Genomic DNA, 17,079 nt, shown 5'->3' with positions numbered 1-17,079 from the left:
AGTCTCATCCGGCAGATGATATAAGGGTAAGGATATTTGCGATTGGTAGGCCTTGTGCGTCGGAAATAAACACGGTTGTACTAGCGCCTGCACGAGAAACTATCTGTTGTAGGTTGCTCGGATTAGACATGCCGCCGTTGTAATTGGCTTGGAATTGCTTGCTGGAACTTGCTATGTCTAGAAGTTCAAGTAGAGTGCTTTGGTTGGCGGATTGTGCGGAGTTCATGCTGATTGATGTGTTTGATCCTGCCGCTCGGAGCGCCTGCTGGATGTTGTTTGAAGTGAGTTGGGCACCATTAAAGTTGGCGCTGAATCTTTTAGTGTTGCCCGCGATGTTGATGGCCTGTAAAAGGGTGGATATATTCGCCGCTTGAGCGGTGTTGACGCTGATACTGGTTCCCGAGGCCGCAGCGCTGATCGCTTGCTGAAGGTTGTCTGCTGTTAGTTGTGCACCATTGAAGTCGGCGCTAAATTTTTTCGTGTCTTTGGCAGAATTGATGAGGGCTAGCAGGGTGCTTATATTAACCGCCTGAGCAGTGTTGACGCTAATGGATGTTCGGGTTCCTGCGGCGTCTAAAGCTTGTTGAATGTTGTTTGAAGTAAGTTGAGCGCCGTTGAACTCTGCGCTGAATGTTTTTGTGTTACCTGCTGCATGAATAGTCTGAAGAAGGGCGGTTATATTTGCCGCTTGTGCGGTGTTGACGCTTATGCTAGTGTTTGTTCCTGCCGCATTTACTGCTCTAAGTAGGTTGTCGCTGCTGAGTTGGGCTCCATTGAATTCTGCGCTAAAACTCTTTGAGTTGCCTGCTGTAGATATTGCGGAAAGAAGTGTGTTTATATTGATGGCTTGTGCGGCTATTGTGGATACTCTGGTTAGTGATCCTGCTGAGTTTATGACTTGCTGAAGGTTGTTAGCAGTCAGCTCTGCGCCGTTGAAAGTTGTTGAGAGGTTTTTTGTGTTTTCTGCAGCGGTTGTTGCCTTGAGAAGAGTGTCTATATTTAGTGCTTGCGCGTTGCTTATGCTGATGCTTGTATTCTTTCCTGCTTTTGATAGGGCCTCTAGCATGTTGCTTGGATTTAGAAGGCGTCCGTCGAAATCAAGGATAAGTTTCATCTCAATGCTCCGCTGTGACCTAACGTTAAAGTCTTGGTGTGAGTACTTCCTAGGCTGAATGAGTTGGTTACAAATCTCTTTGCCTTATGTCAATATCAGGCATTCGCTGTGACCAATATCATTTTTTGAGTCATTTTTTACAGATAGCTATCTGCTCCTTCAGTTGTCTGTCGTCCACGTACCGCTGCATGATCGACAGCACCAAGCTGTTGATGGCGAGGATCTTCATCGCTCGGGTCACTGCGACGTAGATCAGGTTCAACTCATCGTCGCGCTTGCCTGGGTCGGTGTCGGGGGACAGCGGGTCCGCGTTGAAGTCGTCGTACAGGCAAACGAAATCCCATTCCAGCCCCTTGGCCTTGTGTGCGGTGGTCAGGGTGATTGTTGCGTCCAGCTCATCGTCAAGGGTCAGTGAGCGAAGCTCAAGGATCCGCGCAGGCAGATCAGGGTAGGTCGATATGATCTTGATCGAGCGAAGCATCTCACCGTCCTGGCTGATCTCGGCGATCTCCACGTACTGGGTGTAGTCGCGGTAGTCACGGAGCAGTTTCTTGTTCTGGACGTTTTGGCGTAGGCCTCGGCTGAATGCGTACAGATCCTCCAGGTCGCGCAGCGAGTAACTGTCGATACCGCCTACCCAGTGGAATTTGGGCTCCGGATGATTGCGGACCAGCTGCAGGGCATTCTCGATGACGCCGATAACGGTGCGGTGAATGAAAGTGCGGTGAGGAAGGTCCGCCGGGAGGGACTTTTTCACCAGCGTCTGCGGGCCCAATCCTTGAAGTTTCCGTGTCTCGCCCTTGTAGGAGAGGATGATGTTGGCCACGTGCGCAATCGCGGGGCCGAACCGCCAGCTCTGGGTCAGGTAGTGCTCCTCGGCGCCGACCATCCAGTCGCTGTTCAGGGCATCTTCCGCGCCTCTGAACCGGTAGAGCTGCTGGTGGGGATCGCCGACGATAGCCATTCTGATGCGCTGCCAGTGGGCAATGTCCGCGATCACTGGGTTGATGTCCTGTCCCTCGTCCAGGAGCATGCAGTCGAAGCGCTGGCTCAAATCGGGCTTGCTCAGTTGATACAGCTTCAGGTAGCCGTCATGGGGCATCAGCATGCCGGTGTCCTGGAGATCTACCATGCGCCTCCAGACTACTCGCGCCATGTCCAGGCCCTGCTTGAGGAAGCGTTCCTGGGCACTGGTGAGGAACGCCTTGTCGCGGAAGCGCGGGAAGTGCGGTCGGCCGAGTTCCGCGTCGGCGCTGGCCATGTAGTTGTTCAGCGTGGCCAGCACGTCACGTACCAACTCCCAGTCTTGGGTATCGAGTCCGCGGGCGATATCGGTCAGACGCAGGTTCTTCGTCTTCTTGTGGGCGTACTGGATGCCGTACACCGCATGAGCCAGGCTGTGGGCGGTCTTGCACACTACGTTGCGGGGAAACTTGCCCTTCGCGGCTTTCTCCACCGAGCTGTTGTAGCAGAGATAGAGGATTCTCAGGGTAGGGTTCGCCTTGGCAAAGCCCACCAGGGTGGTCGTCTTGCCAGTGCCGGCGAAGGCCCGCACCAGGATCTTCGATGCCTTCGACTGGATGATCGGTGACTGTTCGTGAGTCCACTGCATAGGTGTCTCCGGAGATACGAGGGCTTCCAGATTGGTAGGTGTCTGGTTAAACAGGGGGCTGTGGCTGTGGAGCTAGTCAGGGCATGGCATCATTTGTCGTTCGTCTCCCTGAAGGCATCGAAATGAAAATTTGGCGATTTGCGTTGATCTTTTTGATTCTGCTTTTTGCTGTCGCGTGGTTCTCATCTAGCGAGTTGAGATCACATGCTGTGCCTTGGTTGATTCACTGGTTCGAGGTGCTCAACCGATAGTGCGCCGGTGACGAATACACAGGTAGCAAAGGTGCGTAATGACCATTGTCATAGTCGCCAGGCATAGTGAAAATCCGGCACATAGCGTGAGAAATGCCGCACCCTCGGCGGCCCCTGTAGTAGCGTGGGGGACTATCGTCTCCATTGTTGGAATCAACCGATTTATCACCTGTGCCACGGCATAGACGTATAGAACCGAGGTCACGCTGAGCCAGGCGAGCGGAGTTAAAACGGCCTGTCTGGTCCATGGACCACGACGAGTACCAACTCGAACCCAGGCTGCGGTGAGCAACCATTGGACTGACAGCAATACCAGGGCGACTTCAACGAGAACTTGCCAATACGTGCCGGCCTCCTTGAGCCTGCCCATCGTCATGAGTACAGCCGCTGAAAGCAGCAGTACAAGGACAGTCAGCGTGATCCAACTGGCGTGTAGAGCCGTGTCGCGCGAAGGCAAGAGGTGTTTCAGCGGTAGGGCCATGAGCGTCTCCTCGAGGACTAGAGGTATTTCTTGAAGGTGGATGCTGTGATGCACACCGCTACGCCGAGCAGCGCGGCGCAGGGCAGCAGGATGAGCAAGGGGTTGATGCTGATGGGGATCGCCAGGTAGAGGGTCCAAGGGACGACCGCTAGCGGAATGATGCTGCCGCGCGCCTTGTGGTAGAGGTAGCTGGACTCCCGGCCGGCGCCGAACTTGCGCAGGTCCCGGCGCACCAGGCCGTCCACCAGGCCGGTGAACGCGGCCATCAGGAACAACGGGATCGTCATGACCAGAATCACCAGGCGCACGACGAATGTCAGCACCGTGTACAGCGCGGCCAGGCCGTAGTTCTGCAGCGTGGAGACACCCTGGGCGGTGAGATAGCGAACGTCCAGAGGGCTCCGTGGCCCTGCCTGCGCGATGGTGGTCATGTTGGTCATCCAGTCGACTATCCCGGTCTTCACGAACAACCAGTCATAGGCCAACTGGGCCAGCCAGGTGGCGGTTCGACCTGGCTCCTGCACGACGACGCTGTGTAGCAGCCCCTGCGACAGCCAACTGAGTTCGTACTCGAACATGGCCTGGGCATGCTTCCAGCCCGCGTCAGGCCAGAAGAAATACAGGCAAACCCACTCCACGATGATTGCGCCGACCAGCGAACCGAACATCACGCCGAGAAATTGGAAGGGCGTACTGATGATGGTGCCGACAAGGGTCTTCTGGCTCTCTTGTTGCTGCTCTGCACGTTGAGTGACTTCAGCCATCAGGCGGCATCCTCACCGGCGCCGAGGTGACGGAAATCGTCGACCAGGTCCTGGGGCAGACCATCCTGCAGGGCGGAGTATCCCGGTGCCTCCCACCACTCGCTGTTTGCGGCCTGGCCCTTGCGCATACCGGCAGCCAGCTCCTGCAGGCTTTTCGGCATCACCTCGTCGGGATCGACCGCCGGCAGCGGCATTCGGATCTTCCAGAGATTGCCGCCCTCGAGTAGCGCGAACGCTTGTCCTTTGGGCAGACCAACGATGTGGGCCGGCTCGAGCATCGGCACGCTGGTCATCTGCACCTGGTCGTGTGAGCTGGAGGTGAAGGCTGCCTTCTTGTTGTTGATCGCGTCGTTGGCGCCGCTCGCTGGCGTGCTGGTGTAGATCTGGACTTTGGGGAGCTGGTTGGTCAGAAGTTCGGCCGTGGCGGTCTCGCGCACCCGCAGCATGAACAGGTTGTTGAAGTTGCCGATGATCTGACCGGCCTTCGCGCGGGAGCCGATCTTGGCCTCGATGTCGCTCATGGTCTGGGTGTAGGCCGTCACTTGCACACCGGCGCCGCCCGCTTTGTTGACCATGGGGATGAACTCGTCGCCAATCAGCTCGTTGAACTCGTCGGCATGCAGGTTGATGCGGACCTTGCCGCCGGCGAGTGAGCCGGGCAGGCCGTCATCGACTCCATGCTTGTAGATGTGACCCGCCACCGAGACCAGGTCGCTGAACATGGAGTTGCCCACCGCGGCGGCGACCTCGGTATCCGATAGTGCGTCGAGGCCGACGTAGACCACGGCGCGCTTGCGGATGACCTGCATCCAGTCGAAGATCGGTCGCGGATCGTTGAGGTCCGCGTAGTTGGGCGAAAGAAGCTCCGAGATCCGCCCGGTAGTGAGTTTCTCCAGTAGCGGCAGCAGCGAGGCCACGATCTTGTCGAAGTAGGTCTTGTCGTAGCGCACGGCGCTCTTCAGGCCTTCCATGACCGGGTCGGCGATGCGTTTCTGTGTCAGGTACTGGTCGATGGCCACGACACGGAAGGGCCGCCCTTTCATGTTGAATGGCACGTTCTTGTCGTTGAGCTTGCCCTCGATGTGGATGATGGTGTCCCAGGCCCTCGGGTCGTGCTCGCTGATGTACTTCTGGGCATACTCGACGAATAACGCATCGATGTTCACGACGTGCCGGAGGATCTGCTGGTAGTCCGGGCGGATACCCAGCGCGTGCAGCGCGCGGGCGATGATGTTGACGAACCGCCAGGCGAACTCGCGGAACGCCGCGCTGTTGCCTTCGCCGGAGAGCTGGCCGGCGACGCGGGTGGCGACCTCGGAGATCCGGCCGAACCGGCCGACGGCGTTGTAGCGTGCCGACAGGTCAGGGTGGCCGAGGTGGAACACGTAGAACTCATCGAGGCGGCCGGCACGTTCGCATTCCACGTACATACGCTTCAGCAAGTCAGCGTCGCCTTTCGGGTCGAAGACGATCACCACCTCGTAGTCCGGCTGCTCCTCTGCGCGCCGGCGCCGGTGGCCGTGGTGAACCGTCTGGGTCCGCCGGCCCATCTTCGCCCGCCGGCGTCGGCCCCGGCAGTGGGTACGGCGAATATCCTGGGTGATGAACAGCTCCGCGAGTCGCGTCTTACCCACCCTCGTAGTGCCGAGTACCAGTGTGTGGCCGACGCGCTCGCCCAGTTGCAGGCCTACGTCCTGTTCGCGCGGCTCGATGCCATGGAGCCGAGGCAAACCGCCCACGGGCGGCAGCGGCCGTGCGGGGTTCCAGGCCACGTCCCAGGCAGTGGCTTTGGCGACCAGCTTCAGAGGGAAGGGGGCGAACTCAAGCTGCTTCTCCAGCCGGCGCGCGCGCTCGTAGAGCGGCGAGGGCTCGACGTAGGAGGCGAACTGGGGCAGGTAGGTATCTACCAGGCGCTGCGTATGCTTCTGCGTCCAGCGAAAGCCCTTGCCGATGAACAAGTGTTCGTTGCTGACCGGCATTTCGGCACTGGTCATCGTGTACTTCGGCAGTCGGCGGATGTTCCGCCGGTAGCGGAGCACCACGCCGGCCTGCTTCAGCCGCACGATACCCAGCCAGGCGAAGCCCAGTGCGGCCACGATGCCGAACAGCGGAGTGAGGGCGAACGTCCACGGCGCGACGATACAGAGCGCGGCCGCGGTGAAGCACACGGTGGTGGTGTAGAGCTCCACGGCCGGCCGCAAGAGCGCTTCCAGCGGGTACTGGCCAGCCATGGGTTACACCTTCAGGCTCGCCGGCGAGTCCAGGCGGCCCGGTTGGCGGCGCTTGGCATGAAGTTCCAGCACCTGTTTCCTGGCTTGCTCTACCTCATCATCAGGCAGCATCTGTTCCAGCAGCTCGCAGAGGGTCGACTCGTCCTCCAAGGCCTTGGACGTCACCTCACCGCCGTAGCGTGAGATCAGGCCGAGCAACTCCTGGTACATGAGTTGGCGTGCCTGAGCGTCGCTCGGCTGCTTGATGACCAGGGTGATCAGATGAGTAGTCATGAGGACTCCTACTGCTGGATGGCGGTGGATGTGATGAGGGCGGGGTAATGCTGCAGCCCTAGCCGGTCGACCAGGTCGTCCGCCGGCGCCGGCAATATCTGAAGTCCTTTCCCCCAGGCCCGGATCTCCGTCAGGCGCGCTTCGCTGGCCACGTTCACTGCCAGGCCCACGGCTTGGAGGTCTCGGAGCTCGTCGCCTCGCTCTTTCAGCCAGGTTTGAGACAGCGTGTCGTCGCCGACCAGGAACAGCGGTTGCAGGCCTGGAGCGTTGATGGCGCGCCCCTGGACCTGTCCTGGCGAAAGACGGGCGGAGCGAACTGGAAACGCACCTGAGCCACGGACGCCCAGGTCGCCAGGTCCTGGTGCGGCAGCGGATGGCTGCGGATCCAGGCCTTGGTAGTAGGGGAGCGCCGAGGCGCCGCCCAGGTCTTCGACAACGATCAGCCCGGCGGCCCAGGCTTGAGTCGCGAACGCCGTGCAAAATGCCAGCGTGGCAAGGATCTTCTTCATGGATTGGTCACCAGTAGGTTGACGCCGAGGACTTGGCTAAGGTGGCGGGATACCGTCCTACGGTATTTGGCGGCAGGCGCGCCGCCGGCGGGGCGGTGGTAGCGGCCGGCAACTTGGATCCAGTCCACCGGTCTTCCCGGGGCGGATGCATACAGGGCGTCCCGCTGCTCGATCAGGATGTCGGAGGTGGCGTCCAGGTTCTTGTACGGATCCAGGGACTCGCAGGGGCTGGAGAAACGATGTCCGTTCCAGCCGATGTTGACCTGGCCGAGGCCGGAATCGACGCTCTTGGCCCCGTAGAGGTTGATCGCCGCGAGTAGCGCGGTGCAGGCGGCGGTGCGGGTCGCGTAGTAGTAGGATTTCCCGGCGACGTTCAATGTCCAAGGCCAGGGAACGTATTCGCCGCGCAGCAGGACCTTGCTCTCGGTCAGCGCGACCGAGTAGAGCACCTCGGCCGGAACCCCTTTGGGCAGGGCGATCTGCTTATACGCCGGCGGTGGATCCACGGCGGCCTGAGCGATGTTGGCCAGGACCAGCAGGGCGGCCAGTTGGAGGGCGCGGATTACAGACGTTGCCATCGGCCGTTCACCTCCTGGACCAGGGCGGGAAGGGCCCCGCCCAGTCCCAGGGCCATCCAGCGGCCCTCGTCATGATTGAGCGTGATCTGCTTGCTGCGAACCTTCTTCGGGTCGACGCCGGCGAGGATTGCCCAATGCCGCACTCGCTCTGCGTCGTTCTGGCTACCGACGAAGTAGAGGTCGAACTCCTTGTTCTGCTGCTGCAGGTCGCGGACCCGCTGGATGCAGGCGGTGCAATTGTCCTGGACGAACAGGGCCAGGCGCCCGCTGCTCTGCAACGCTGGGCTCATGTTCGGGGTGCCCGACGGGTTGGCCGTGCTGCTTTCGGTGAGGCGGATCACCCCCTCGCCTGGATAGGCGCGGGCGAAGGCTTCGTCGTATGCGCGCTGGTAGGCGAGTTCCTTCTCGACCCGGCGCCGTTCGGCCTGGACCTGTAGATCGGCATACCGCCGCCGTTCCTCTGCCGATCGCGCCTCGATGCCCAGCGCAGTCAGCGGGTCAATGCCAGGCGAGTACACGCCCCTGGGGCCTTGCATGAGCGTCTGGTAGCGGGTCCATTCCTGTTGGTTCAGTCCCCACTCCTGGGCCAGGTCGCTCTGAGATGTCTGCTGTTTCAGCGTGCCGAGTTGGCTACCGGACAGCTGGCTGCTGGTCTCTCGGCTTGCCGCAGCCTCCTGACCGACTGCGGGATAACTCAGCAGCACCAGGCCGGACAGGAGCGATACGGTTCTGTTCATGTGCGGGGTCCTATGGTTGGATGCGGACGCTGCGCGAGGCGCCGGCGACGTCGAAGTGCGCGGTACGATCGTCAAGGTCGGTCAGGCGCCAGGTCGTGCCGGCGACGGCATCGCCCTGGCGAATGAGGTAGATCTGGCTGAGCTGGGTGGATCCCGGAGGTGCAACCGACAGAAACCGTTCGCCCCCGCGATACTCCACGCCGAGGATTGAGAAGGGCGGAGGCTCGATCGGCTTGGGTTTCGGCTTGGGCTTGACAGGGAAGGCACCGCGCTTCGGTGGAGGCACGATCAGCGGCGGAGCCTTGGCTTGCTTCTCTTGCAGCGTGCGGACAGAACCGTCCAGCGTCTCCACTGTTGCCTTGAGCACCAGGAGATCGCCGGCCGAGGCGGTGGTTTGAGCCAGGTTCTCGACGGCGTCGGAGGCCTGCTTGGCGAAGGCCTGCGCGGCGTCAATGCGGTTGGACAGCGCCTGCTGGCCTGAGCGGAAGTCCTCGTTGCTGACCAGGTGCTGTCCATCCACGGCGTCGAGGCGCTCGTCGACTCGATTCAAGCGCGCCAGGATCGCCTCTAGCGAGGTCTTTTCCGCGGCACTGTCCACGCCTGATCGGAGCTGAATGAGTTGGTACTGCTGGTAGCCCAGCAGGCCGGCCATTGCTGTCAAGCAGAGGCCAAGAATCATTGATGCAGGGGATGGGCGTTTCATGAGTGTCCTCGCGCGAAGCCAGAGACACCCTCTCAGACTGCCCCCATTGAGGCAGTAGGAAATACTCGGTGAGTGGGGGTGGGATTTTTTTGGATAGGATTCTGGCGAATCGCCGGGCCTGATTCGCTATGCGAAGATCAGTCGACTCTGGGTGCCCTTCACACGCATCCAGGCTGCGTCATTTCTGGTTAACACTGCTTCGAGGAAGCCCTAGGCCATGAATACAGACCTTCCCCAGCTCGAACAAACCATCATCGATATAGCGCGCCAGGAACTGGCCGCCGTGGCTGCTTTTTATCGCAAGAGGGAGGCAGGGATTGAGAGCGCGCACGTCGATGAGGCATGGAGCGAATACCTGGCTCGCTACCATGCACTGAGCACGCTTTTGGTGCTCGGCCAGTTGCCTATAGGTTGACTGAAAGGCTATTCCTAGGAATTAAGCTATGACGAATTGCTCCCTTGATGCACTTGAAGAACATTGAGAAAAATGGTTAAGGTTCCTTGGTTGTATCAAGCTTGTAAAACTGATTTATAACCATAGGGGGTTATTATGAGTGGTGAAAACAGTCTTCTCGAGAGGATGGTTAATGGTAAGTTGGGGCCAGGCTCAGATATTGGTCCTGCCGATTCACAAATAGAGGGTACTTACCGGCGCGGCTATCACCAAGCTATGGCGGAGGTTGCATATTACCTGAAGAATGGGGGAACCTTGTCCGCGGCCTCACTGAATGATTGGGTGAGCGAGGACCTTCGTCGCTGGCGACAGGGGAAGGATAACGCCCCGATTCATCGCCAGATACTTCCTCCTGCAATTCCTGGCAGCCGATAGTTGAACTAAGCCTACCCGGTCCGCTGAGGCTCTATGAGGTGTACCCCTTGATTGCGAACATTGCCGACCGCGCGGTCGACGCGATACCAGGTGAACACTTCTGGAGCCTCACTTTCCTGCAGTACCATCTGCTCTGCCCGTTCGGGCGTGGTTGCCTCATCGACCCACTCATTTGCGAGTTCTGGAGGGCGAGTTGGCAAAGGTCTGATTACCGAGGAAAATGCTCATGACTAAGCAGTTCTACCCCAGGCTCACGGAAAATAAGAACCAAGAGCCAAGCCGCCAGGCTTGGGTTTTCATGGTCGCAATGCCGGCCTTCGTCCTGGGTTGTATTTTCACGTTCGCTATCTTGTGGTTCGGCCCGGTGGCCGTGCGTGACAAGGTAATCGCAGAGTATGAGGCCGATGTTATGCTCCTGGCCAAACAGCTGGACGAGGCCGAAAAATACCGGCGCATACCATCGCCAGCAGCGGCAAACTGATTGAGGGAAGCGACGTGAGTTTGCTGGCGATCTATTCGCTGAATATAAAACGGTCACTAGGTAGGAGAGAAAAGGGCCATGCCGCGATACCACGTCCATTTCATGTCCGTGCGCCAGGGGAAGGGGCTTTCCAACAGGCATACGAGACAAATAGACATTGAATTCCCCATCGAATACGACACTGACATTGAGGCAGTCCAGCGCTGGGCGGCAAAGGAGGTTGGGGCGGATGATGCTGTCTTACTGTCTTGGCAGTTACTCAAGGGCGCTGTACGTCCAAGCTGATATAAAAAAAGGCCACCCGAAGGTGGCCTATGAGTTCATGCTGCAATGAGTTGTCGTGCCAACGCCATCTCCACCGAGTCCCCGTCCTGGTTCAACGAATCGAGACCTGACTCGGGAACGTCTCCCGACGTGCTCTGAGCCACAGCGATCTTCTTCGCCATCAACTGCAAGCAGGTGATCTGCGAGCTGCCGGCGTAGCCGAAGAACACCACCCGCACCGGGTGCTTCTGCCCGATCCGCCACGACCGCCGCGCGGCCTGCTGCAAGGTGTACACGTTGTACCCCGTCTGCAGGAACGCGATGGTCGGGAAGTCCAGCAGGTCCAGCCCGGTCTTCACCAGCTCCGGGTTGGTGATCAGCACATCGATGCCGCGATCGACCTGGTCGAGGATCCAATCCTCGCGTCGAGCGGTATCGACCGAAGCACGTAGCACTGCCACCTTCAGCCCGGATTGCTCGAGCACTTTCTTCAGCCTGGACGTGGTGTCGCGCGTCCCGCTGTAGACGGTGTATGCCAGAACCTTGCGGCCCTTCGCTTTCTCCTCGAGGCAGAGGTCCACCAGCGCCTGCTCCTTGGGCATCAACTGCTCGTCGCCGAAGATCGCTGGCACGAAGGCCAGTGTGTCCCGGCTTCGCGGATGCTTGACGATCTCCGGTCGGAAACAGCAGTCCGGCCAAGCCAGCAGCACGTTGAGGACCACGCCCAGGAGCGTGGTATCTCGTCGCGCCAGAGCCTGGCGGAGCTCCGCTGTCAGCGTGGCCGCCAGGCGCTGATAGGCCGAAGCCTGATCAGGCGCCATCGGCACGTCGACGAACTCCTCCTGGTAGTCGGGCAGTACGTTGCCACCGATATCCTTGAGCTTCAGGAACACGGTGAACGGCAATACGAAGCGGTGGATGCCCTTCGGGCCGAAGCCGGGAGCCTTCACCGTGCGTACCGAGAGCTTCTTGCCCCGGGCTGTCTTGTGCGAGTCACCATCGCGTTCGGTGTAGATGTCCTTGAGCACGCCGTGGTCGCGCATGAACGACATGGCTGCTGGAGCCATGCTGCCACGCGCGTTGGGCCGGTAGCCGTCCTCGATCATGCGCTGGGTGAGGATGCGGAACAGGAGGTAGAACAGGTCGTCGGCGTAGCCGCCCATGAGCGTTCCGGTCAGCAGCACGGTTTTCCGTGCCTTGGCTGCGAGAACGCCCATGGCCTGGCCCTGGGCCGAACCGCTGTTCTTGTACTCATGCCCCTCATCCACCACCAACAGATCGAAGTAGCCGTTGGGAAGTTGTCTTTTTATGAACTCGGTCGGTTGGTAGCCGCCTTCGCCGAAGCCGAACTCGATGTTCGCCATCGATCGCTCCATGCGTTTGGCCTGCCGATCGCTGAAGACGAAGTCGCCCTTGGCGTCCATCAGGTTGATGAACTCCGAGACGTTGTCCACCAACATCGTGGCCAGGAAGTCCTCGCCGAAGTCGTTCAGCAGGCGCTCCGCCCTGACCGGGCCGATGGTTGGAATCCGACACATCGACTTGAGGATCGTTGCGCGCCGGTTGCCGCCGTCAGGCTTGCCTGGCCGGATCAGCGTCCAGAGCGCCCCACGACAGGAGGAACAGGTACGTCGACGGTCACCACGCTCGAACTCCTCCACCGTGACCAGGTTGCCTTCCAGGTCCTCGAGGACCTGGCCGCAATCCGGGCACGCAGCGAGCAATTGGCCGCCGGCGGCGCGCTTCTTCCAGCAGGCGAGCCGCCAATGGAAACCCATCCGCATCCGCACGCGGCCGAGGATGAAGAACTCCTGGCGTCCGTCGTAGGCGTCGCCCATCTGATCTCGTAGCTTGAGCAGCTTGAGCAGAGTATCTGGGCCATTGAGTACCCAGACGCGGGCGGCTGGGATGGTCTCCAGAATCTCGCGGCGCCACTTGTAGACCAGGTGCGGCGGAGAGACAACCAGGGTCCGGCGATAGCCGGCCGCGTGCATGACCGCTGCGACAGCGATGGCCATCATGGTTTTCCCGGTGCCCATCTCGGCGTTGATGATCCCGGCCTGCTCGTTACGGTCCAGCAGCAGGGCGGTGATGGCCTGGACGACCTCGGCCTGGGCCGCGAAGGGCTTGCGCTTGAGTCGGTCCATCACCAACTGGCGGTGAGCGTTGTCGGAGCCGGTATAGACCGGGGGGTTGGAGCGATTGAGCGACTCCAGGAGCTCGTCGCCGAACTCGTCGATGAAGTCGGTCAGGTTGATGTTCAGGGAGGAGGCGGCCAGGGCGGCCGGTTGGGTCTGAGCGTTCATGTGCATCTCCTGCAGGTGAAGGAAGAAAGCAGGGCATGCACGTCCCTTTCGGGTATCGCCATACCCTGCAGGGTGGAGTGGAAGGAATCGCCGTGGGGGCGAGGTCAGTAGTCGCTAGGGAGCAAAAGCGTGGTTGAGCTGCGGTCTGCCTCGGTGATGATCCAGAGCCTGGATTCGCCGCCGGCATCGATGTCGTAGGACGACAGCAGCCTATCGCCGAACTTCAGGGCTCTCTGGTTGGTGTTCCAGTCTTCCTGGTCCAGCGTCCCCCAATCTCCCGCCAGATGGCGGTTCAGCAAAGGCGCTGGGTTGAGTTGACCGGTTTCCACCAGGTGGCTCACGGCAGCGGTCATTACGACTTGGCCAGGGCTGAACAGCAGCGGTTCGGGGGCCGGCTCAGGTTGGGGCTCTTCAGCCTCTTCCGTGGTCGCAGCCGACGAGCTGATGGTCAGCACGCGGCCCTGATTGACCGAGGAGGGTGTCATTTCCCATGCCCGGATGATCGGGATGAAACGGTCTGTGAGGATCCTCACCTCGGTGATGTTGCCGTCTTCGTCTTCGGTGAATTCGGTCTTGCGGGCCTTGTCCTTGTAGGTGTCACCCTTCACGACCAGGATCCGGCCCGACTTCGAGCGCACGACGCCGGAAATCGCGCCGGCGGCCAAGGCCAGGGCCAGGTGCCAGCGAGACAGCTCGCGGACTGGTGGGCGGGGCTGCAGCCCCGCTTGCGCGAAGTGCAGGTTGAAGTCAGGCCAGAGACCTCGCAGCCGCTGGATCTCGCCGGCGAACTGCTCCGGCTCCAGGGTTACTCGATAGAAGTGCTCCAGCTCGCTGGTGGCCGGCAGAACCACATAGGGTTCCCACGGCCAAGCCGCTGGAATTTCCTCGGCCTTTTCCTGGCCCGCGCCGATCGCCTGCAGGCGAGACCTCACCTGATTGGCGTCCGCCCGGGCCAGGTCCTGTCGACGGACCCGGATGCCGAAGATCACCACCTGTTTGAAGGTAGGATCCGCGGCTGCGTAGATGCGCAGGCCGGTGAAGTGGTTGCTCAACCAACCGGTCAGCTCATCGTCCAAGACGTAGTGAGGAACAATCAGGACCATGACGCCGCCGTACTGCAGCAACGGCAGGCAGCGCTGGTAGAACGCTTTCTCCAGACGCCTGCGGCCGCTGCCCTGGTACTGCGACGCACCGGAGTGGTCCGCCACCAGGTCGCCATAAGGCGGGTTGAGCCAGAGCAGTCCGAACGACTGCCTGCTGATCATGGTGTCGAAAAGGTCACTGTGCAGCACTCGCTCAAGCAAGCCTCGAGCATGGTCGGCGCGCTCGCGGTCGTACTCGACAGCGAGGGCTTGGACCTTGTCGCGGCCGAGGATGTGTGCTGCCTCAGCCAGGGCAACCCCCTCACCGGCGCAGGGATCACAGATCCTCATCCTGCCCGACGGGGCGGGAGCGAGGGCTTGCAGAGCGCGTTCGAGGGTGACCTCATCGGTAGGGAAGTAGCCGTTGCGTGCAAAGTTGCGCGCCAAGCGCGGGAACATGAGGGCCATGGGGCCTCCTTGAGTCTGAGAGGGATGGCTCAGGCTTGTGCCTGAGCATCGGTGGTAAGAATGCTTTCGCGGATCAGCTCACCGAGGGTGGGCTCGAGCACGTCGACCCGCAGGGCGAGTCGCCAGGCGCAGACGTTGCCGATCGTCCCTGGCAGGGCGGTCAACATCTGGTGCTGGGTGAGGACCTCCATCACTGGCTCGCGCCAGTGCTGCAGGAGGGGGAGCGGACAGGTCTCCATCACCAGCGGCCAGAGCCTTTGGTGTGGATCCTCATCGCGCTGCAGGAGTGCGAAGGCGAGGTGATTGCCTCGGTCGGGCGCCGAGGCGCGCCGATCGAACAGCCAGAGGTTGAGCAGGCTGCCGAACAACGTGCCGCGGAACTGGCGGGTGGTGCGTTTCTCCAGGAGATCCTGGTTTGGGAAGACAGGTAAGCGCCGGCCGTCCACGATAATGTGGAAATGGTCGATGCCATTTTCTTCCCGGTCCAGCGTCAGCCTGGCCAGGAACTCTTGTGTCACGGTGTCGCGGCCCCAGGCCGAAAGAAAGACCAGGTTGCGCTGCTCGTCGCACACGCAGGCGTCAACGTACAGGTCTGGGCATTCTTCGATCTGGTAGAGCGGGGTGGGACTGGGCATAGGAACCTCCTTGAAGGAGGAGCCACGCCGCCCTCGAGGGGCGGTGAAGCCCCTCGGGGGTGTAGTCCAACTGGTGCAGGGGAGCGTGGTGGTCACCGAACGCTCTTGGTGTGAGGGTCGAAGCTGAGCCCATCGGCTTCAGGACGGTGCAGCGGCCCTTGGCCGACCAGGAAGACCTGGCAGAGGTACTGATCGCGTAGCGCGACAGCCGCTTCCGCCTGCTCCAAGGTCAGCGACAGCTCCTCGATGAACAGGTCGATGAGCTCGTCGTCGCCGGCGACGTCGTTGTTGGACAGTTGGTCCTCGAGGTAAGCGAGGGTTTCCTGGGTGAGGTTGGTGAACAGCGGGTTCATGGTGCGCTCCTGGTGGTAGACGAGGAGCGCCCTCGAGGGCGCCCCTCAAGGGAAGTGGTTGGTGCGGTCAGGCTTGGTGTTCGTGCGTCAGACGTTCACGCCACTCCTGGTTGACCTCATCGTGAGCCAGGTCCAGGAACTCCAGCGGACAGCCGTAGTAGAACGGGCCGGCACTTTCTGGAATGGTCTTGTAGCCCCATTGCCCGGCCGAGCAGTCCAGCAAGTGCAGCTCGATCATGGTGATCGAGTGACCGGCCGGCTTGCCGAAATAGAATCCGGCAAGGTGGAAGGTTCGTTTTACGACAGTCCAAAGTTCATTGCCGGAGACTGCGTGTGCCAGCACCTTGGTGCTGCCTGCGAAAGTACTGGTTGGGGCCAGCAGCTCACGCAGCAGGTCTTCCTTCGTCTGATGTGAGAAAAGCCATCCCATAGGTGTGCTCCTGTGGTTGGCCAGGTCTCCCTGACGGGAGAACCCGGCAGGGGTGGGTAGGGTGATGCTTCAGCGTGTTGCGCGCTCAAGGCGCTGGAGGAGCCGGTAAGCTGTTTGCCTGGCCTGCCAGTCGCAGTACAGCCATGGCTCGTTGTCGGCCGCATGCTCCGGCGAAGGGGTCTTCACCCGCTCACGCAGTGCGATGATGGCCTGGTCGACGACGGATCGGTCGAACACTGCATCGCGGAACTGGTCAGCCAGATTGTCCAGTCCGACCTCGCGCAGCGAGGCGCAAACCAGCAACAACTCCTCGCTGAAGCCTGGGGTGTTGTAGATCGATTTCATGCGGCCTCCTTGCGGGTCCACACTTGTTGTTTGAAGTCGAGCTCATAGCCCAGCGCGCCGAGCCGCACGCACTGTTGACGTAGCCGCTTGCGGTCGACCGTGGTGTCCAGCTTGACGATTTCGCCTAGCGGCCAGACCGTCCCGAACAGCTCTGCATCTGCGTCTGTGTCCGGAGTGGCGGCCTGCTCTGCAGGAGCCGGAGGGGACATACCGAAAGGCGCGTCCTCCCCTGTTGCAGCGGGGCGCAGAGGCTTCGGTTTCTGGGGCGACTTCGGCGGTACCGCCGGGGCTACTGTGGGCTGCTGGATCGCGGGCACTTCGTCGAGCGGATCCACCTCATTGCCAGAGAGACGCTCTGCCTCCTCGTCGCTGAGGTTGTCCACGTCGTCCAGCGTCATGCTGTCCAGCTTTGCGCGGATCTCGACGACCAGCCGGCCGCCGGTGGTGTAGTAGGAGGGACGGATCTCGGTGATGGCGAAATCACCGCGGTACTTGCCTTCGATGTGCTGGTCCAGGAGAGCGTCCTTGATGACGAACTCCCCGATCGAGGTCGAGAGCTTTCCCACGTTGAACTCGCCATTGCGACCGTTGATGGTTCGAATGGCCAACTGGCCGGGTATGTTGATCATGGCG

Annotated in this window: 19 protein-coding genes and 1 pseudogene; 2 read left to right on the top strand and 18 right to left on the bottom strand. The window is 60.8% G+C overall.

Annotation, left to right across the window (positions count from 1 at the left end; genetic code table 11):
• Nucleotides 1-4: 4 nt before the first annotated feature.
• From ACTJJX_RS30105 to ACTJJX_RS30060, 10 genes are all read right to left on the bottom strand, one after another.
• Nucleotides 5-1,114 carry a hypothetical protein gene (locus tag ACTJJX_RS30105; protein WP_012076866.1) on the bottom strand — a complete coding sequence of 370 codons (1,110 nt, stop codon included), beginning with the start codon at nucleotides 1,112-1,114 and terminating at the stop codon, nucleotides 5-7.
• A 130-nt stretch (nucleotides 1,115-1,244) separates the two neighbouring features.
• On the bottom strand, nucleotides 1,245-2,726 hold the full coding sequence (locus ACTJJX_RS30100; RefSeq protein WP_012076865.1) for a UvrD-helicase domain-containing protein: 1,482 nt from the start codon (nucleotides 2,724-2,726) through the stop codon (nucleotides 1,245-1,247).
• A gap of 240 nt (nucleotides 2,727-2,966) precedes the next feature.
• On the bottom strand, nucleotides 2,967-3,458 hold the full coding sequence (locus tag ACTJJX_RS30095; RefSeq protein WP_023980742.1) for a hypothetical protein: 492 nt from the start codon (nucleotides 3,456-3,458) through the stop codon (nucleotides 2,967-2,969).
• 17 nt (nucleotides 3,459-3,475) lie between these two features.
• A complete protein-coding gene (locus ACTJJX_RS30090) occupies nucleotides 3,476-4,222 on the bottom strand; it encodes a TIGR03747 family integrating conjugative element membrane protein (RefSeq protein ID WP_009316301.1) in 747 nt (248 codons plus the stop codon).
• Nucleotides 4,222-6,453, bottom strand: coding sequence for a type IV conjugative transfer system coupling protein TraD (gene traD / locus ACTJJX_RS30085; RefSeq protein ID WP_023082676.1), 2,232 nt, complete (start codon nucleotides 6,451-6,453; stop codon nucleotides 4,222-4,224). Before traD ends, ACTJJX_RS30090 begins: the two co-directional genes overlap by 1 nt.
• A gap of 3 nt (nucleotides 6,454-6,456) precedes the next feature.
• A complete protein-coding gene (locus ACTJJX_RS30080; protein WP_023082675.1) occupies nucleotides 6,457-6,726 on the bottom strand; it encodes a hypothetical protein in 270 nt (89 codons plus the stop codon).
• An 8-nt stretch (nucleotides 6,727-6,734) separates the two neighbouring features.
• On the bottom strand, nucleotides 6,735-7,235 hold the full coding sequence (locus ACTJJX_RS30075) for an integrating conjugative element protein (RefSeq protein WP_003121012.1): 501 nt from the start codon (nucleotides 7,233-7,235) through the stop codon (nucleotides 6,735-6,737).
• A complete protein-coding gene (locus tag ACTJJX_RS30070) occupies nucleotides 7,232-7,813 on the bottom strand; it encodes a hypothetical protein (RefSeq protein ID WP_003121011.1) in 582 nt (193 codons plus the stop codon). The genes ACTJJX_RS30075 and ACTJJX_RS30070 overlap by 4 nt, the downstream gene beginning before the upstream one ends.
• Complete coding sequence (locus ACTJJX_RS30065; RefSeq protein WP_003121010.1) at nucleotides 7,798-8,550, bottom strand: TIGR03759 family integrating conjugative element protein; 753 nt, start codon at nucleotides 8,548-8,550, stop codon at nucleotides 7,798-7,800. The genes ACTJJX_RS30070 and ACTJJX_RS30065 overlap by 16 nt, the downstream gene beginning before the upstream one ends.
• 10 nt (nucleotides 8,551-8,560) lie before the next feature.
• Nucleotides 8,561-9,253 carry a hypothetical protein gene (locus tag ACTJJX_RS30060; protein ID WP_003123350.1) on the bottom strand — a complete coding sequence of 231 codons (693 nt, stop codon included), beginning with the start codon at nucleotides 9,251-9,253 and terminating at the stop codon, nucleotides 8,561-8,563.
• A gap of 217 nt (nucleotides 9,254-9,470) precedes the next feature.
• Between ACTJJX_RS30060 and ACTJJX_RS30055 the strand changes: the two genes are divergently transcribed.
• Entirely contained in the window at nucleotides 9,471-9,668 is a 198-nt protein-coding gene (locus ACTJJX_RS30055) for a hypothetical protein (RefSeq protein ID WP_003099811.1), read from the top strand.
• Between the two features lie 425 nt (nucleotides 9,669-10,093).
• Here the strand turns inward: ACTJJX_RS30055 and ACTJJX_RS30050 are convergent.
• Nucleotides 10,094-10,267, bottom strand: a pseudogene (locus ACTJJX_RS30050) (DUF159 family protein); the annotation flags it as partial.
• Between the two features lie 41 nt (nucleotides 10,268-10,308).
• Here ACTJJX_RS30050 and ACTJJX_RS30045 point away from each other — a divergent pair.
• Entirely contained in the window at nucleotides 10,309-10,563 is a 255-nt protein-coding gene (locus ACTJJX_RS30045; RefSeq protein WP_003099808.1) for a hypothetical protein, read from the top strand.
• 320 nt (nucleotides 10,564-10,883) lie between these two features.
• Here ACTJJX_RS30045 and ACTJJX_RS30040 read toward each other — a convergent pair whose 3' ends face one another.
• From ACTJJX_RS30040 to ACTJJX_RS30010, 7 genes are all read right to left on the bottom strand, one after another.
• A complete protein-coding gene (locus ACTJJX_RS30040) occupies nucleotides 10,884-13,133 on the bottom strand; it encodes a DEAD/DEAH box helicase (RefSeq protein WP_003099803.1) in 2,250 nt (749 codons plus the stop codon).
• Between the two features lie 104 nt (nucleotides 13,134-13,237).
• On the bottom strand, nucleotides 13,238-14,683 hold the full coding sequence (locus ACTJJX_RS30035) for a DUF6094 domain-containing protein (RefSeq protein ID WP_003099801.1): 1,446 nt from the start codon (nucleotides 14,681-14,683) through the stop codon (nucleotides 13,238-13,240).
• A 29-nt stretch (nucleotides 14,684-14,712) separates the two neighbouring features.
• On the bottom strand, nucleotides 14,713-15,318 hold the full coding sequence (locus tag ACTJJX_RS30030; RefSeq protein ID WP_003099799.1) for a hypothetical protein: 606 nt from the start codon (nucleotides 15,316-15,318) through the stop codon (nucleotides 14,713-14,715).
• Nucleotides 15,319-15,410: 92 nt separating this feature from the next.
• Nucleotides 15,411-15,671, bottom strand: a complete 261-nt coding sequence (locus ACTJJX_RS30025) for a hypothetical protein (protein WP_003099797.1) — start codon at nucleotides 15,669-15,671, stop codon at nucleotides 15,411-15,413.
• 67 nt (nucleotides 15,672-15,738) lie between these two features.
• On the bottom strand, nucleotides 15,739-16,101 hold the full coding sequence (locus ACTJJX_RS30020) for a hypothetical protein (protein ID WP_003099795.1): 363 nt from the start codon (nucleotides 16,099-16,101) through the stop codon (nucleotides 15,739-15,741).
• Between the two features lie 69 nt (nucleotides 16,102-16,170).
• Nucleotides 16,171-16,446 (bottom strand): hypothetical protein, encoded by a 276-nt coding sequence (locus tag ACTJJX_RS30015; RefSeq protein WP_003099794.1) that lies wholly within the window; start codon nucleotides 16,444-16,446, stop codon nucleotides 16,171-16,173.
• Entirely contained in the window at nucleotides 16,443-17,075 is a 633-nt protein-coding gene (locus ACTJJX_RS30010) for a DUF3275 family protein (protein WP_003099792.1), read from the bottom strand. Before ACTJJX_RS30010 ends, ACTJJX_RS30015 begins: the two co-directional genes overlap by 4 nt.
• Nucleotides 17,076-17,079 lie beyond the last annotated feature (4 nt).

Source organism: Pseudomonas sp. 22490, from assembly GCF_052044465.1.
Classification (GTDB): Bacteria; Pseudomonadota; Gammaproteobacteria; order Pseudomonadales; family Pseudomonadaceae; genus Pseudomonas; species Pseudomonas aeruginosa.
Note: the sequence above shows the minus strand (reverse complement) of the source record. Positions and strands in the feature narration are given on the sequence as shown.

Coding starts and splice junctions, on each gene's coding strand:
- ACTJJX_RS30105 (WP_012076866.1), bottom strand. CDS start 1,114: ATGAAACTTATCCTTGATTTCGACGGACGCCTTCTAAATCCAAGCAAC.
- ACTJJX_RS30100 (WP_012076865.1), bottom strand. CDS start 2,726: ATGCAGTGGACTCACGAACAGTCACCGATCATCCAGTCGAAGGCATCG.
- ACTJJX_RS30095 (WP_023980742.1), bottom strand. CDS start 3,458: ATGGCCCTACCGCTGAAACACCTCTTGCCTTCGCGCGACACGGCTCTA.
- ACTJJX_RS30090 (WP_009316301.1), bottom strand. CDS start 4,222: ATGGCTGAAGTCACTCAACGTGCAGAGCAGCAACAAGAGAGCCAGAAG.
- traD (WP_023082676.1), bottom strand. CDS start 6,453: ATGGCTGGCCAGTACCCGCTGGAAGCGCTCTTGCGGCCGGCCGTGGAG.
- ACTJJX_RS30080 (WP_023082675.1), bottom strand. CDS start 6,726: ATGACTACTCATCTGATCACCCTGGTCATCAAGCAGCCGAGCGACGCT.
- ACTJJX_RS30075 (WP_003121012.1), bottom strand. CDS start 7,235: ATGAAGAAGATCCTTGCCACGCTGGCATTTTGCACGGCGTTCGCGACT.
- ACTJJX_RS30070 (WP_003121011.1), bottom strand. CDS start 7,813: ATGGCAACGTCTGTAATCCGCGCCCTCCAACTGGCCGCCCTGCTGGTC.
- ACTJJX_RS30065 (WP_003121010.1), bottom strand. CDS start 8,550: ATGAACAGAACCGTATCGCTCCTGTCCGGCCTGGTGCTGCTGAGTTAT.
- ACTJJX_RS30060 (WP_003123350.1), bottom strand. CDS start 9,253: ATGAAACGCCCATCCCCTGCATCAATGATTCTTGGCCTCTGCTTGACA.
- ACTJJX_RS30055 (WP_003099811.1), top strand. CDS start 9,471: ATGAATACAGACCTTCCCCAGCTCGAACAAACCATCATCGATATAGCG.
- ACTJJX_RS30045 (WP_003099808.1), top strand. CDS start 10,309: ATGACTAAGCAGTTCTACCCCAGGCTCACGGAAAATAAGAACCAAGAG.
- ACTJJX_RS30040 (WP_003099803.1), bottom strand. CDS start 13,133: ATGAACGCTCAGACCCAACCGGCCGCCCTGGCCGCCTCCTCCCTGAAC.
- ACTJJX_RS30035 (WP_003099801.1), bottom strand. CDS start 14,683: ATGGCCCTCATGTTCCCGCGCTTGGCGCGCAACTTTGCACGCAACGGC.
- ACTJJX_RS30030 (WP_003099799.1), bottom strand. CDS start 15,318: ATGCCCAGTCCCACCCCGCTCTACCAGATCGAAGAATGCCCAGACCTG.
- ACTJJX_RS30025 (WP_003099797.1), bottom strand. CDS start 15,671: ATGAACCCGCTGTTCACCAACCTCACCCAGGAAACCCTCGCTTACCTC.
- ACTJJX_RS30020 (WP_003099795.1), bottom strand. CDS start 16,101: ATGGGATGGCTTTTCTCACATCAGACGAAGGAAGACCTGCTGCGTGAG.
- ACTJJX_RS30015 (WP_003099794.1), bottom strand. CDS start 16,446: ATGAAATCGATCTACAACACCCCAGGCTTCAGCGAGGAGTTGTTGCTG.
- ACTJJX_RS30010 (WP_003099792.1), bottom strand. CDS start 17,075: ATGATCAACATACCCGGCCAGTTGGCCATTCGAACCATCAACGGTCGC.